A 12,706-nucleotide genomic window follows, 5' to 3' on the forward strand; every position below is an offset into this window, starting at 1 on the left:
CCGGTCGGGGCAGGGCGAAGCGGCTTCGCCGGGAGGCCTGAGAACGCACTGATGCGGGCGGGGTGCGCCGCCGATGTCGAGCGGCCGGATGCCAGGGGCCGTCAGCCCGCGCGACGCCCGCCGGCCGCCTCGGGACCCGAGAGCACGAGCCGGATGTGCGGCTCGACATCGGCCGCGAAGAACATCACGTCGAAGAGCGCCGACTGCAGGCAGAGACCGTCGAACGCGAAGCCGAGCGTCTCGGCAGTGACGGGGTCGGTGTACTCCTGGATCACGTCGACGAAGTCGCGCGACCACTGCCGGCTCTCGCCGCGCAGTCGAGGGTTCCGGAGGGCCGAGAGGAAGAGGTCGTGCTCGACCACGAGGAGGGTGTGCTGACGCACCGTGAGCTCCTCGACGAGATGGCAGATGCCTCCGACGAGACCCAGGCGCTCGACGCCGGAGCGCAGCGTGCGCTCGGTGAACTCGCGGTTCCGCTCACGCGACAGGTGCACGATCGCCTCGAGCAGATCGTCCTTGTCGGCGAAGTGGTACGTGGTGGAACCCAGCGGCACGTCCGCGGCATCCGCGACGGCTCGGAACGTGAGGCCGCTGATGCCACGCTCGGCGACGACCCGCAGACCCGCCTCGACGATGCGCCGCCGGCGTTCGGGGTCGTACCGCCGTACGGCGGATCCGTTCTTCGTTGACACGCCTCCAACACTAGGCCCGGCAGCCCGACGCCGCCCGCTGCCCCTGGCCGGGGTCGCGCGGACGGCGTCGGGCATCGCCGTGCTCTCAGACCTTGCCGACGGGCTCGTTGGAGCCCTCGGGGGCATCCGTCTCATCGATCACCCGCACCGATGCCGTGCCGTGCTCCTTGAGGCCCGCATAACGCTCGGGGCTCACCTTCCTCGCGATGAGCGCGACCGCGACGCCGATGAGGAACACCACGACCGGCAGCAGCTGCAGGAGGAGGTTCACCGTCGGATCGGCCGCCGAGAGCACTGAGAAGTTCACGAGTGCCGTGACCGCGATCGCGCCGAGCAGGAGGAACGACAGGATCGGCGAGATCGTCGACGACCACCGGCTCACCGGCAGCCCCGGGTTGCGGCGGAAGAAGACGACGACTGCGATGCTCGTGAGCGAGAACAGGACGAGCGGGGCGAGCGTGCCCACCGAGATGAACCAGCCGAAGACCATGAACGGGTCGAGGGCGCTGAGGAGCACCGCGAGCAGCACCACGACGCCGATCACGGTGGTGACGATCGAGGCGACGTATGGCGAGCCGTGCCGGGAGTGCACCCAGGTGAGCCGCTGCGGGAGCACCGAGTGGCCGAGCGAGTGCAGGTAGCGCGTGATGATGTTGTGGTACGCGAGCACGCACGCGAACATCGACGTGACGGCCAGCACCGACATGACCTGCATGAAGATCGGGCCGACCCACTCCGCCGCGGTGGCGTACATGATGTTCTCCGGGTCCGCGCCGACGGCGTCCATGACGCCGTTCACGCCGAACGCCTGCATCCAGCCCCAGATGGCGAAGCCGTAGAAGGCCGCGGCCGCGATGATGGCGATGAAGATGGCCCGCGGGATGGTCTTGCGCGGGTCACGTGCCTCGTCGCGGAAGATCGCCGTGGCCTCGAAGCCGAGGCCGACGCTGATGCCGAACAGGATGCCGAGCGGCAGCGAGCCCCACGTGATCGCATCGGCACTGAAGAACGGCGCGATCTGGATGCCCTCGGGACCGCCGCCCTGGAACAGGATCGCGAAGTCGATGACGAGGATGACGAGCACCTCGAGGATGAGGGCGACCGCGAGCACCTTCGCGCTCAGGTCGATGCTGAAGTAGCCCAGCACGGCGACGAGCGCCGCGGCCACGAACATCCAGCCCCACCACGGCAGCACGCCGGTGCCGAAGAAGCTCGCCATGAGGCCCTCCATCGAGAAGCCGAGCAGCATGTAGACGAACGCCTGGAACAGGATGTACCCGAGCATCGCGAGGAACCCGGCGCCGACGCCGACCGGGCGGCCCATGGCGGCGGTGATGTACGAGTAGAACGCGCCCGCCTTCTCGACGTGGATCGACATGGCCGCGAATCCGGCACCGAACAGCAGCATGATGAGCGGTCCGACGATATAGCTGAACGCGATGCCGGGTCCGTTGCCGTTCAGCATGTTGAACGGCGTGGACACGAAGATCGTGAGCGGCGCCGCGGCGGCGACCACCATGAACACGATCGAGATCGGCCCGAGTTTGCCGGACAACCGGCTCGAGGCGCCGGCGTGCTGTGCCGGTGCGGAAGTTGTGCTGGACATGGAGTCCTCCGGGTTGTTCAGTCGGCGAGGCCACTCCGATGTGGCGACGCTGCCGACGTTGGGGGTGAAGCGCCCCTTGGGGCGCCGAGTTCCTGAATGGAAGGATAGATCAGTTCTGTACTTTTCAGGACTATATGTGTGTTCTTTTATGAAACTCTGTCCCCTGTGCACAAGCGTACGCAGGTCGATTGTGCGGTGGGGCGGCCGAACGTCCCGTCGGACCTCCCCGCCGGATCAGATCGTGTCGCGTGTGAGCTGCAGCACCTTGAACTCGCCGCCCGCGGGGTCGGCGACCACGCCCCACAGCCCGAAGCTCAGCTCGTTGTCGACCGTGTTCACGCGGCCGCCGTGCTCGACCGCCGCCTCGGTGGCACGACGCTGGTCGGCGACGCTGAACCACGGCAGCCAGTGCGGCGGCAGGAAGGCCCGCAGCTCGGCCGCGACCTCGTAGGAGCCGCGCAGGGCGCGTCCCTCCGCGTCGCGGAACACGTGGATGCCGTCGAGCGGCTCCACCGTCTGCCCTGGGAACAGGGCGTCCTGGAAGGCCACCTCCGATTCCATGTCGTGGTTCGTCGGATCCACGAGCGAGAGGCGTCCGAGCGAGGTCGACGGGGTGACGGCGGCACCCGGCTCGGGCTCGGCGAGGCCGAACCAGGCGCCGAACGGGTCGGTCAGCTCCACGGCGCGCCCAGGGATGCCGATGCGCTTGTCTGCCGTGCGCACGGTCGCGCCCGCGTCGACGGCACGCGCCACCGCCGCATCGAGATCGTCGGCGCCGAGGTAGCAGCGCCACCCGACGCGGGCCGACGGGAGGCCGGAGGTGATCACGAGTCCGGCGACGAGCTCGCCGTCCCTGGTGAACCGGCCCCTCGCGCCGTCGGGGTCGAGCTCGAGCCGCCAGCCGAGCACGGCGCCGTAGAACTCGGCGAGGCCCGCGGCATCCGCGGCCTCGAGCTCCTGCCAGACGGTCGTGCCGACGGGGAAGTCGGGTCGGGTCATCGTGGGCTCTCCGGTGGGGTTCAGGGTGTTCATGCGGCCGACTCCGTGCGGGTCGCAGCGGATGCCTCGGCACCGGCATCGGCCGTGCCGTCGACGTCATCCGCGTCATCCGTCACCACCGCGTCGTCGTAGCCGGCCTCGCCCGCGAAGTGGAACGCCATCGCCGGGGCGGCGAAGAACTGGAACTGGTCGGTGCGGCTGACGGTGGTCCAGATGTCGCGGAAGTAGCGCTGCATCGCCTGGCCGTCGGCCGAGAAGCCCGTGCCGGCGGTGCGGATGAGCTCCTGCAGCGCCTCCCACACCAGCTCCTCGACGACGAAGTACTGGTTGTTCAGGCGCATGGCGCGGCCCGCATCGAAGTTCTCGCCCTCGGTCACCAGCCGCCGCGCGAACTCCTCGTACCGGCGTCCGCCGTCGAACAGCGCGCCGGCCGCGGCATCCACCTTGGCCATGGCCATGCCGAGCACGCGGCGCCAGTCGTCGGAGTCGGCCCGCATGCCGCCGTTCGGGTCGAAGGGCGCGCGGGTGGTGCGGATGATGCGCTCGTACTCGTCGAGGGCGGCGTAGCCGAGCCCGACGGCGGCCGCGGCCACCTCGCCCTCGGCGAAGCCGAAGAACACCCCCGAGTACACGGGATTGCCGTGGATGCCGTAGCCGACGCTGGGCTCGGTGAGCTCGCTCGTCCAGGTCTCGGCGACGACGCGGTGGGCCGGCACGAACACGTCCTGCATCTCGATGCCGTTCGAACCGCTGCCGCGCATGCCGATGACGCGGCCCCAGTCGTCGAGGACGGTGTAGTCCTCGCGGTCGACGACGATCCATGCGCGGTACTCGGGCTGGTCGTCGGTCGCGGGGATCATCACGGTCGGGAAGAAGTGCGTCGAGTACGGCGCACCCGAGCAGTACCGCCACTTGCCCGACACGAGGAACCCTCCATCGGTGGGCACGGCGGTCGCGACCGTGGGGTTGCCGCTGGCCGGCGCGACCATGTAGCCGTGCTTGCCGAAGACGTCCTCCTGCGCCTCGAGCGGCCAGTACGACGACAGGGTGAGGGTGTGCGCGACCGAGAGTGAGAGGCACCACGCGGTGGAGGGGCATCCGCGGCCGACCTCGGCGACCATGGCGAAGAACGCCGGAACGCCGAGCTCGAGGCCGCCGAAGCGGCGCGGCAGCAGCACCTTGTAGAAGCCGTGCTCGAGGAAGTACTCGTGCACCTCCTGCGAGTACTGGCCGTCCTCCTCGGTCTGCGCCTGCTGCGCTCGCAGGGTGGGGCGGAGGTCGCGTGCCGCGGCGAGGATGCGCTCGAGTTCGCCGCGCACCCGCTCGTCGTCGGTCGTCACGGGGAACGTCGAGTAGGGCCCGGCGAGTCCGGGCAGCGACGTCATGGGAGGCGTGACGAGTCCCGAGTTCGTGGCCATCGGGTTCTGCGTCGCTGACACTTTTGCACGAGACATGTTGCCGCACTTCCTTGGTGGTCGATGAAGGTGCCTCAAGTGTCGGTGCGGGCGGCCGGCGCGCCCTATGGGCCGGTCGCCAAAGCCCGCGCACCCGGTTATGCCGCGTGCACAAACGAGGGCGGCGGATGTCGCCGCCAACGCCGATCAGCGGTGCGCGGGGAACAGGTCGATGTGGTCGGTGAGGTCGCCGGCCGGTCCGGAGGCGTCGGCCACGGGCATGTCGCCGAGGATCGGTGCTGGCAGCAGTTGGCTGAAGGCGAAAACGCTCCCCCACGGATCCTCGAGCACCGTGTAGAGGTTGAAGGGCGACGGGGTGGGCGGCACGAGCACGCGCGAGCCCGACTCGGCAGCGCGGGCGACGTGCATCACCAGGTCGTCGACCTCGAAGTAGACGAACCAGTAGGGGCGCACCGAGAAGTCGGCCACGCCGTGCAGGCGGAACACGCCCGCGCCGATGCGCCGGTCGCGATGCAGGAAGCGCATCTCGTAGGGGTCGTCCACCATCTCCAGGCGCTCGAGCCCGAGGATCGCGCCGTAGAGCGCCTCGGCGGCGTCGGCGTCGATGGCCGAGTAGTCGACGTTGGCCGAGCGCCCGGCGATCGCGCCGCTCGCTGACTCGGTGAGGCCCGTCCACACGCCCGACGCGTCGAGCACGAAGTCGTGCACCGAGGATCCCGCCTCGACGCGGCGCACCGTCGCGCCGCGCGCGGCGGCCTCGGCGGCGGCGTCGACGACCGACGGGACGCGGAACACCGGGACCCACCCGGGCGCCGCCTCGCCGTCGGGCGCCGTGAGCACGCCGTCGACGCCGCGGCGCGCGAGGGCGTCGCCGGGGCGTGCGCCGGGCGCGAGGCCGAGCAGCCATTCGTAGTACACCGCGGCGTCCTTCGGCGCCGTCGTGAACAGCACCAGCTTCACGAAGGGGTCGGAGTTCGGGGCATCCGCGTCGATCACGGGGTTCCTTCCTCGGCCGACGCCGCAACGCCGGGTTCGTCGGTGGCGAAGCCCGCCGGGTCGGCCTCGTCGTCGAGCGCGGTGTAGGCGAGCCACAGCGTGGCGATCGCCGACGTCGACTCGAGGTCGACGTCGAGCAGGCCGGTGATCTGGCGAAGGCGGTAGCGCAGCGTGTTGCGGTGGATGAAGAGCCGCGCGGTCGTCGCCACCACGTCGCGATCGACGGCGAGGTACGCGCGCAGCGTCTCGACGAGCGCGCTGCCGTGCGCGGCGTCGTATTCGATGAGCGGCTGCAGCAGGTCGCGTCCGACATCCGCCAGGGGCACCGCCGTGTTCGTCATCACCAGCAGTCGCGCGAGGTCGAGCCGCCCGGGATGCCGCACCCCCTCACCCTCACGAGTGGCCGACAGGGCCTCGAAGTAGGCCGCACGCAGCCCCGCGCCGCCGACGTGTCGCAGGCTCACGCCCACCCTGGCGGACTCGCCGGCTTCGACGAGCTTCGTGCAGAGGTTCTGCGCGATGCGGTCGACCATCGCGTCGTCGGGAACGACCATGAGCACGTGCTCGCCGCGCAGGATCCGCAGGAACGGCTCGGGCCGATCGCCCATGAGCGAGTAGATGCCGCCCCACGGCAGCCGGTCGCGGCGGGAGGCGGGCATGCGCGCCCATCCGAGCAGCACGCGGAACGGGCGCGTGGCGTCGACGCCCACGGCGCGGAGGCGTCCGACGGCGTCGGCCTCGCTCACGCGTCGCGCGAGCACGTCGTCGATGAGGCTCGCGGTGAGCTCGCGCCGCCCCTGCTGCGCCGCGCGCAGTCGCCCGAGCTCGATCGCGATGAGATCGACGGCGGTGCCGAGCAGCCGATCGGGATCGGCCGTCGCGCGCACGGCGAGCAGGGCGAGCGGCTCACCGTCGACGTCGACCGTGCGCACGAGGAAGGGGTGGCTCGCGGCGCCACCGCCGTCGGCCGCGGCCCGCACGGCGTGGGCGTCCCAGATGGCTCGGGCCGGCGCCGTCGCGATCGCGCTCCCGGTGAGGTCGAACAGCGCGGCCTCGGCACCGAACGCGGAACGCAGCGCGCCGACGAGGTGCGTGAGTCCGCCGCTGCGCGCGGCGAACACGAGTCGGCGCAGCGGCTCGGCGCCATCGACCGAGTGACCCGGTGCTGCGCTCACGTCGCCTCCCCTCGGCATGCGGTCCGGTCGACCCGTGTCGGGCGCCCCGCGGCATCCGTCTCACTGTCTCACGGATGCCGCGACCCTTCGACAGGCTCAGGGACCGAAGTCCTTCACTCGTAGATCGCGCGAAGGCTCTCGCGTTCGGCGGCGATGCTCGCCTCGTCGAAGCGGAAGTACGAGCGCGGCGGGAGCATGCCCCACACGTTCGAGCTGTGCCGGTCGTCGGGGAACTCGCGCGGCTCGTGCGTGAAGTCGATCTGCTCCATGTCGCAGTACAGCTCGACGAAGCAGTCGTTCTCGGGCACGCGGACGTAACCGGCGAGGTTGCCGCCGATGCCGTGCCGCACCGGGCCCCAGGGGAACACGCGGCCGTGCTGCGAGAGGTGGTCGAACGACTGGCGGATCATGCCCCAGTCGGCCATCTCGAAGGCGACGTGGTGGAAGTGCGGGGTGCCGGTGTTCACGAAGGCGTTGACGTGGTGGTCGGCGCCGACGCGCAGGAATGCGCCCGCGTCGCTGCCGAGGCGGTCGGTGAGCTGCTGGCCGACGACGTTCACGTAGAAGTCGACCATCTTCTGCACGTCGGCAGTGAGGTAGTTCACGTGGCCGATGCGGCGGAACAGACCAGGCCCCTGGTCGGTGGTGGAGCGGGAGGCGACGGGGAACACGTCCTGACCGGTGCGGGGCTTGAAGGGCACGAACTGCACGCCGTTGCCCTCGGGGTCGGTGAAGCTCACGGCCTCGTCGGAACGGGTGTACTCGACGCCGACCTCCTTGAGGTGCTTCTCGGCGTCGTCGAGCGAGAAGTCGGGGTGCAGGTTGTAGGCGGCGTACTGGATACCGACCTGGTTCGAGGTCTCGAGCACGACCGAGTAGGGCTCGTAGTTGACCGCCAGGAACGACGTGCGGCCTTCTCGCTCGCGCTCGTGCAGGCCGAACTCCGCCTGCCAGCTGTGGCTCGAGGCGTCGAGGTCCTCCACGCCGAACTTGACGTGGTCGATGTCGTAGAGCTTGATCATGATGCTTCCTTGCCGGTGAGGGGGTCCAGGGTCGAGGTTCTCGAGATCTGCAGCAGTCGCGTCATCGGGCGACTGTTTCTTTTGTCGATACAGTCATAGTACTATAATCAACAGCACTCGCAACCACCGGATGCCGCGGTCATGACCGACGTCGGCACCCCACGAACTCGCGGAAGGTCCGCCCTCATGACGTTCACCAGCCCGTCCCCCGTCGCCGACGACGCCGCGGTCGCGCCCGACGCGCCCGCGACATCCGATGTCGTCGTCTCGCCCGACCCGGGACTCGAGCACCTCGAACGGCTGCTCGCCCGCGGCGTCAGGGTCATCCGTGTCGCGCACGCCGACCTCTTCGGCCGGCAGCGCGCGAAGCAGTTCCCGGTCTCGTACCTGCCGCAACTGCTCGACGGCGTCGCCTACTCGAAGATGAGCGTGGCGGAGGACCTGCTCGGCGTGCCGGTCGACGAGACGCAGTTCCCGCAGTTGCTCGGCCACCCCGACCTGCACGCCCGCATCGAGCCCGGATCCGCGGTCATCCCGCCGTGGGAGCCCGACGCGGTGTGGGTGCTCGCGAGCCTCTGGGAGCACGGTGAGCGCTCGGCGCTCTGCGCCCGCGGACAACTCGCCGATGCCCGCGCGCGGATGGAGGCCGAACTCGGCCTCACCGCGCAGGCGGCGGGCGAACCCGAGTTCTACCTGTTCGACCGCGCCGAGGACGGACGACGCGGCGCGCCGTACGCGCTCGACGGCGTCTCGTACACGATCGACCGGATCACCGACCCGAGGGGCGTGGTGGGCCGAATCCACCGCAACCTCATCGACTTCGGCATCGGCGTCACCGTGGTCAACCGCGAGTTCTCCCCCGGCCAGTTCGAGGTGAACCTCCATCACGGCGAAGCCCAGCTCGCGGCCGATCAGGCGTTCCTCCTGAAGACCGCGGTGAAGGAGCTCGCGGTCATCGAGGGCGTCGAGGCCGTGTTCATGGCCAAGCCCATCACGGGCGAGGAGGGCAGCAGCCTGCACGTGCACCTCTCGCTGTGGGACGAGCTCGCCCACAACGTGTTCGCCACGCCCGAGGGCGGCATGAGCGGGGAGATGCTCGCCGCCATCGCCGGCATCCAGCAGCACGCCCCCGCGCTGCTCGCGTTCGCGGCGCCCACGGTCAACTCCTACAAGCGCCTCCGCGGCGAGGGCCTCTCGCCGCGCACCGGCAACTTCGCCGAAGACAACCGCTACACCTTCGTGCGCGTGCCCGCCGAGCGCGGCGGCGCCACCCGGCTCGAACTCCGCGCCGGCGATGCGAGCGCGAGCCCGCACCTGCTCATCGCGGCGATGCTGCACGCCGCCCGCGACGGCATCGCGAACCGGCTCCGGCCGTCGGCCGAGGGCCTGCCCCTCCCGCGGTCGCTCGCCGAATCGATCGCCGCGCTCGAGGCCGACGAGGTGCTCCGCGACGCGTTCGGCGACGAGCTCGTCGACGTGTACGCGGCCGTCAAGCGGCGCGAGATCGCCGCGTTCGAGGCATCCGTCACCGACTGGGAATGGAACCTGTACCACTCGCACGCGTGAGGCGGGCACCGCTGCGCCATTTCGGCGCCCTCCGCGCCAGCACAGGTGGCGCAGAGGGCGTGGACACGGCGCGCGCAACGATGTCGCTACAGTGGCGAGGTGACCGACTACCAGGTATTGGAGATGGGTGGGCTCGACGCGTGGCGCGAGCACTTCGGCGGGTTCCGGCCGACGGCCTCGCGCGACGGACGACGCGTCGTCGACCATGAGCTCGCGATGCAGTACATCGGGCTGACCGCCAACGCGTTCCAGCCGGGCGAGGAGGCGGGCTACTGGCACACGCACGATCGCATCGAGGAGCTGTACGTGTTCCTCGCCGGTCGCGGCCAGATGGGGCTCGACGACGAGGTCGTCGAGGTCGGACCCGGCTCGGCGGTGCGCGTCGGCCAGGGCGTGTGGCGCACGTGGCGCTGCCTGCCCGACAGCCCCGAGCAGCTGCGCTGGCTGTGCATCCGCGCCGGGGGCGAGGAGCTGCCGCGCCTGCCCGACGACGCCCACCGCGACGAGGAGCGCGAATCGCCCTGGTGAGCCGCGCTCGGCGGTGACGGTCGGTCGATCCGTCACCGCCGCTCCCGATCGGTCAGAGCTGCACGTAGGTGGTCTTCAGCTCGGTGTACTTCTCGAGGGCGTGGCGTGACTTGTCGCGGCCGTTGCCCGACTGCTTGAAGCCGCCGAACGGCACGGTGAGGTCGCCCTCCTCGTAGCAGTTGACCCAGACGGTGCCGGCGCGCAGGCGGCGCGAGAGGCGGTGCACCTTGGAGACATCCGCGGTCCAGAGCCCGGCCGCGAGGCCGTAGTCGGAGTCGTTCGCCACGCGCACGGCCTCGTCCTCGTCCTTCACGCGCAGCACGGCGAGCACGGGCCCGAAGACTTCCTCGCGGGCGAGCGACGAACGTGGTGCGACATCCGTGAGCACCGTGGGCTCGTAGTAGCTGCCACCGGTGAGTCCGCCGTCGAGCCGGGCGACGCCGCCACCGAGTGCGAGCGTGGCGCCCTCGGCCAGGGCGCGTTCGACGTGTGCGCCGACCTCGCCGATGCGGGCGGCGGAGGCGAGCGGGCCCATGGCGGTGGCCGGGTCGAGCGGGTCGGCGGGTGCGTAGTCGGCGGCGGCGCGCACGACGCCCTCGATGACCTCGTCGGCGATCGCCTCGTGCACGATGAGTCGTGACGGTGCGGTGCACATCTGCCCGGAGTTGAAGAAGATGCCCCACGCGGCGGTCGAGATCGCGGTCTCGAGGTTCGGTGCGTCGGGGAGGATGATGTTCGGCGACTTGCCGCCGAGTTCGAGCCAGGTGCGCTTGAGGTTCGAGCGCGCCGAGTACTCGAGGTAGGCGCGGCCGACCTCGGTCGACCCAGTGAACGCGATCGAGTCGACGAGCGGATGCTCGCCGAGGTGGCGGCCGAGCACGGAGCCGCGTCCGGGCACGACGTTGAGCACGCCCTCTGGCAGCCCCGCCTCGAGGGCGAGCTCGGCCATGCGGATCGCCGAGAGCGGTGCGAGGTCGGCGGGCTTGTGCACCACGGTGCAGCCGACCGCGAGGGCCGGGGCGATCTTCCAGCCGGCGAGGGTGAGCGGGAAGTTCCACGGCGTCACGACGCCGACGACCCCCACGGGCTCGCGCGTGATGAGCGCGAGCGCGTCCTCGCCGACGTTCGAGACCTCGTCGAGCTCCTTGTCGGCGAGCTCGGCGTACCAGCGGTAGGTGTTGATGACCGCGCGCAGCTCGATGCCCCACGCCTGCGAGATCGGCTTGCCCATCTCGACGGCGAGCATCGCCGCGAGCTCGTCGCGGTGCGCCTCGATGAGCGCGACCCAGCGCAGCAGGATCTCCTTGCGCTCACGGGGCGCCATGCGGGGCCACGGGCCCTCGTCGAACGCGTGCCGGGCGGCGCGGATCGCGGTCTCGAGATCGTCGACCGAGCCCCATGGCACGGATGCCGCGACACGGCCGTCGCGCGGCGAGACGAGTTCGCGTGATTCGCCGGCGACCGGGGCCACCGTCTCGCCGCCGACGACGAGCCGCTCGGGCCATGCGATGCCGTCGGCGAGTGCCGCCCACTCGGATGCCGTGCGCTCGGGCATGACGGCGCTCACGCGGCCGCTCCGATCCGGGCGGCGGCGTGGGCGCGTGCGGCGTCGACGAAGGCACGCACGAGCGCGAGTCCCTCGGGGTCGAGCCGCTCCTCCGGGTGCCACTGCACGCCGAGGCAGAACGCGCCGTCGGTGCCTTCGAGGGCCTCGATCACGCCGTCGGGCGCGGTGGCCGACGGGATGAGGCAGTCGCCGAGCCGGCCGACGCCCTGGTGGTGGTGCGACGCGATCTCGAACGACGGATCGCCCGCGGGCAGCAACGACGCCAGCAGCGTGCCCGGCGCGACCGTGACCGGGTGCGCCGTGAAGGTGCCGACCTCGTCGCGGTGCGGCGTGAGGTCGACGCGGTCGCCGAGGTGCTGCTCGAGCGTGCCACCGAGGGCGACGTTGAGCACCTGCAGGCCGCGGCACGCGCCGAAGATCGGCATGCCGCGCTCACGCGCGAGTCGGGTGAGCGCGATCTCGAGCTCATCGCGCAATGCGAACGGCGGATCGTTCGTCGGATGCGCCTCGCTGCCGTAGAGCGCGGCGTCGAGGTCGCGGCCGCCTGGAAGGAACAGCCCGTCGACGAGGTCGAGCGCGCGACCCGGGTCGGCGAGGTACGCGTCGAGGCTCGGGATCACGAGGGGCACGCCGCCCGCCTGCTCGATCGCGGCGAGGTAGGTGTGCGGCAGGCCGTCGGTCGGAATGTCGACCCACGCACCCGAGGTCGCCGTCTTCCGGTCGGCCACCACGGCGATCAGCGGCGCGGAGCCGTGCCCGATCACGACGACTCCAGCGGGTTGTCGTCCGTCCAGTCGGTGACGCCGAACGTGAACGCGAGCCAGACGGCGTCGTCGCCGTCGTCGGCGCCGTGCCAGTGCGGCTCGCCTGCGGGCGTCTCGACCGTGGTGCCCGGGAGCAGCCCGCCGTGCACGCCCTCGGCGTTGCCGACCCGGCCCACGCCCGACTGCAGCACGAGGATCTGGCCGCCGGGGTGCGAGTGCCAGTGCGTGACCGCGCCGTGTTCGCTGTGCACGCGCGCGACATCGGGATCGGTCGGCACCGAGGCCTCGACGATCATCTCGAGCTGCACGGGGCCCGTGAACCGGCCGTTGTAGACGTAGCCCTTGTCGCCCTCGGTGAGCACCTTCATGGTCGGAT

At 70.9% G+C, this 12,706-nt stretch carries 12 protein-coding genes; 2 read left to right on the top strand and 10 right to left on the bottom strand.

Annotated elements, in window-relative coordinates:
- Positions 1 to 101: 101 nt before the first annotated feature.
- From ACVFI9_RS12900 to ACVFI9_RS12930, 7 genes are all read right to left on the bottom strand, one after another.
- Positions 102 to 692, bottom strand: a complete 591-nt coding sequence (locus ACVFI9_RS12900) for a TetR/AcrR family transcriptional regulator (protein WP_474762620.1) — start codon at positions 690 to 692, stop codon at positions 102 to 104.
- A gap of 85 nt (positions 693 to 777) precedes the next feature.
- Positions 778 to 2,298 (bottom strand): APC family permease, encoded by a 1,521-nt coding sequence (locus tag ACVFI9_RS12905; protein ID WP_474762621.1) that lies wholly within the window; start codon positions 2,296 to 2,298, stop codon positions 778 to 780.
- Between the two features lie 234 nt (positions 2,299 to 2,532).
- Positions 2,533 to 3,330 carry a VOC family protein gene (locus ACVFI9_RS12910; protein WP_474762622.1) on the bottom strand — a complete coding sequence of 266 codons (798 nt, stop codon included), beginning with the start codon at positions 3,328 to 3,330 and terminating at the stop codon, positions 2,533 to 2,535.
- On the bottom strand, positions 3,327 to 4,736 hold the full coding sequence (locus ACVFI9_RS12915) for an acyl-CoA dehydrogenase family protein (protein ID WP_474762623.1): 1,410 nt from the start codon (positions 4,734 to 4,736) through the stop codon (positions 3,327 to 3,329). The genes ACVFI9_RS12910 and ACVFI9_RS12915 overlap by 4 nt, the downstream gene beginning before the upstream one ends.
- A gap of 162 nt (positions 4,737 to 4,898) precedes the next feature.
- Entirely contained in the window at positions 4,899 to 5,708 is an 810-nt protein-coding gene (locus ACVFI9_RS12920) for a VOC family protein (protein ID WP_474762624.1), read from the bottom strand.
- Positions 5,705 to 6,883, bottom strand: coding sequence for a PucR family transcriptional regulator (locus ACVFI9_RS12925; protein ID WP_474762625.1), 1,179 nt, complete (start codon positions 6,881 to 6,883; stop codon positions 5,705 to 5,707). The genes ACVFI9_RS12920 and ACVFI9_RS12925 overlap by 4 nt, the downstream gene beginning before the upstream one ends.
- A 113-nt stretch (positions 6,884 to 6,996) precedes the next feature.
- On the bottom strand, positions 6,997 to 7,905 hold the full coding sequence (locus tag ACVFI9_RS12930; protein WP_474762626.1) for a VOC family protein: 909 nt from the start codon (positions 7,903 to 7,905) through the stop codon (positions 6,997 to 6,999).
- A gap of 186 nt (positions 7,906 to 8,091) precedes the next feature.
- On the opposite strand from ACVFI9_RS12930, the gene ACVFI9_RS12935 reads away from it, so the two are divergent.
- Positions 8,092 to 9,471 (top strand): glutamine synthetase family protein, encoded by a 1,380-nt coding sequence (locus ACVFI9_RS12935; RefSeq protein ID WP_474762627.1) that lies wholly within the window; start codon positions 8,092 to 8,094, stop codon positions 9,469 to 9,471.
- A 99-nt stretch (positions 9,472 to 9,570) separates the two neighbouring features.
- On the top strand, positions 9,571 to 9,999 hold the full coding sequence (locus ACVFI9_RS12940) for a cupin domain-containing protein (protein ID WP_474762628.1): 429 nt from the start codon (positions 9,571 to 9,573) through the stop codon (positions 9,997 to 9,999).
- Between the two features lie 52 nt (positions 10,000 to 10,051).
- On the opposite strand, the gene ACVFI9_RS12945 is transcribed toward ACVFI9_RS12940, so the two are convergent.
- The 3 genes from ACVFI9_RS12945 to ACVFI9_RS12955 are packed head-to-tail and all read right to left on the bottom strand — an operon-like array spanning position 10,052 to position 12,698.
- Entirely contained in the window at positions 10,052 to 11,566 is a 1,515-nt protein-coding gene (locus tag ACVFI9_RS12945) for an aldehyde dehydrogenase family protein (RefSeq protein ID WP_474762629.1), read from the bottom strand.
- A complete protein-coding gene (locus ACVFI9_RS12950) occupies positions 11,563 to 12,330 on the bottom strand; it encodes a gamma-glutamyl-gamma-aminobutyrate hydrolase family protein (protein ID WP_474762630.1) in 768 nt (255 codons plus the stop codon). Before ACVFI9_RS12950 ends, ACVFI9_RS12945 begins: the two co-directional genes overlap by 4 nt.
- Positions 12,327 to 12,698: a cupin domain-containing protein gene (locus ACVFI9_RS12955; RefSeq protein WP_474762631.1), complete on the bottom strand. Its 372-nt coding sequence runs from the start codon at positions 12,696 to 12,698 to the stop codon at positions 12,327 to 12,329. Before ACVFI9_RS12955 ends, ACVFI9_RS12950 begins: the two co-directional genes overlap by 4 nt.
- Positions 12,699 to 12,706: the final 8 nt, after the last annotated feature.

The sequence above is a fragment of the Agromyces sp. NSFZ genome (assembly GCF_056156205.1).

Bases quoted from the DNA above. Each gene is read 5' to 3' on its own strand.
- ACVFI9_RS12905 (WP_474762621.1), bottom strand. From the start codon at position 2,298: ATGTCCAGCACAACTTCCGCACCGGCACAGCACGCCGGCGCCTCGAGC.
- ACVFI9_RS12910 (WP_474762622.1), bottom strand. From the start codon at position 3,330: ATGAACACCCTGAACCCCACCGGAGAGCCCACGATGACCCGACCCGAC.
- ACVFI9_RS12930 (WP_474762626.1), bottom strand. From the start codon at position 7,905: ATGATCAAGCTCTACGACATCGACCACGTCAAGTTCGGCGTGGAGGAC.
- ACVFI9_RS12935 (WP_474762627.1), top strand. From the start codon at position 8,092: ATGACGTTCACCAGCCCGTCCCCCGTCGCCGACGACGCCGCGGTCGCG.
- ACVFI9_RS12955 (WP_474762631.1), bottom strand. From the start codon at position 12,698: ATGAAGGTGCTCACCGAGGGCGACAAGGGCTACGTCTACAACGGCCGG.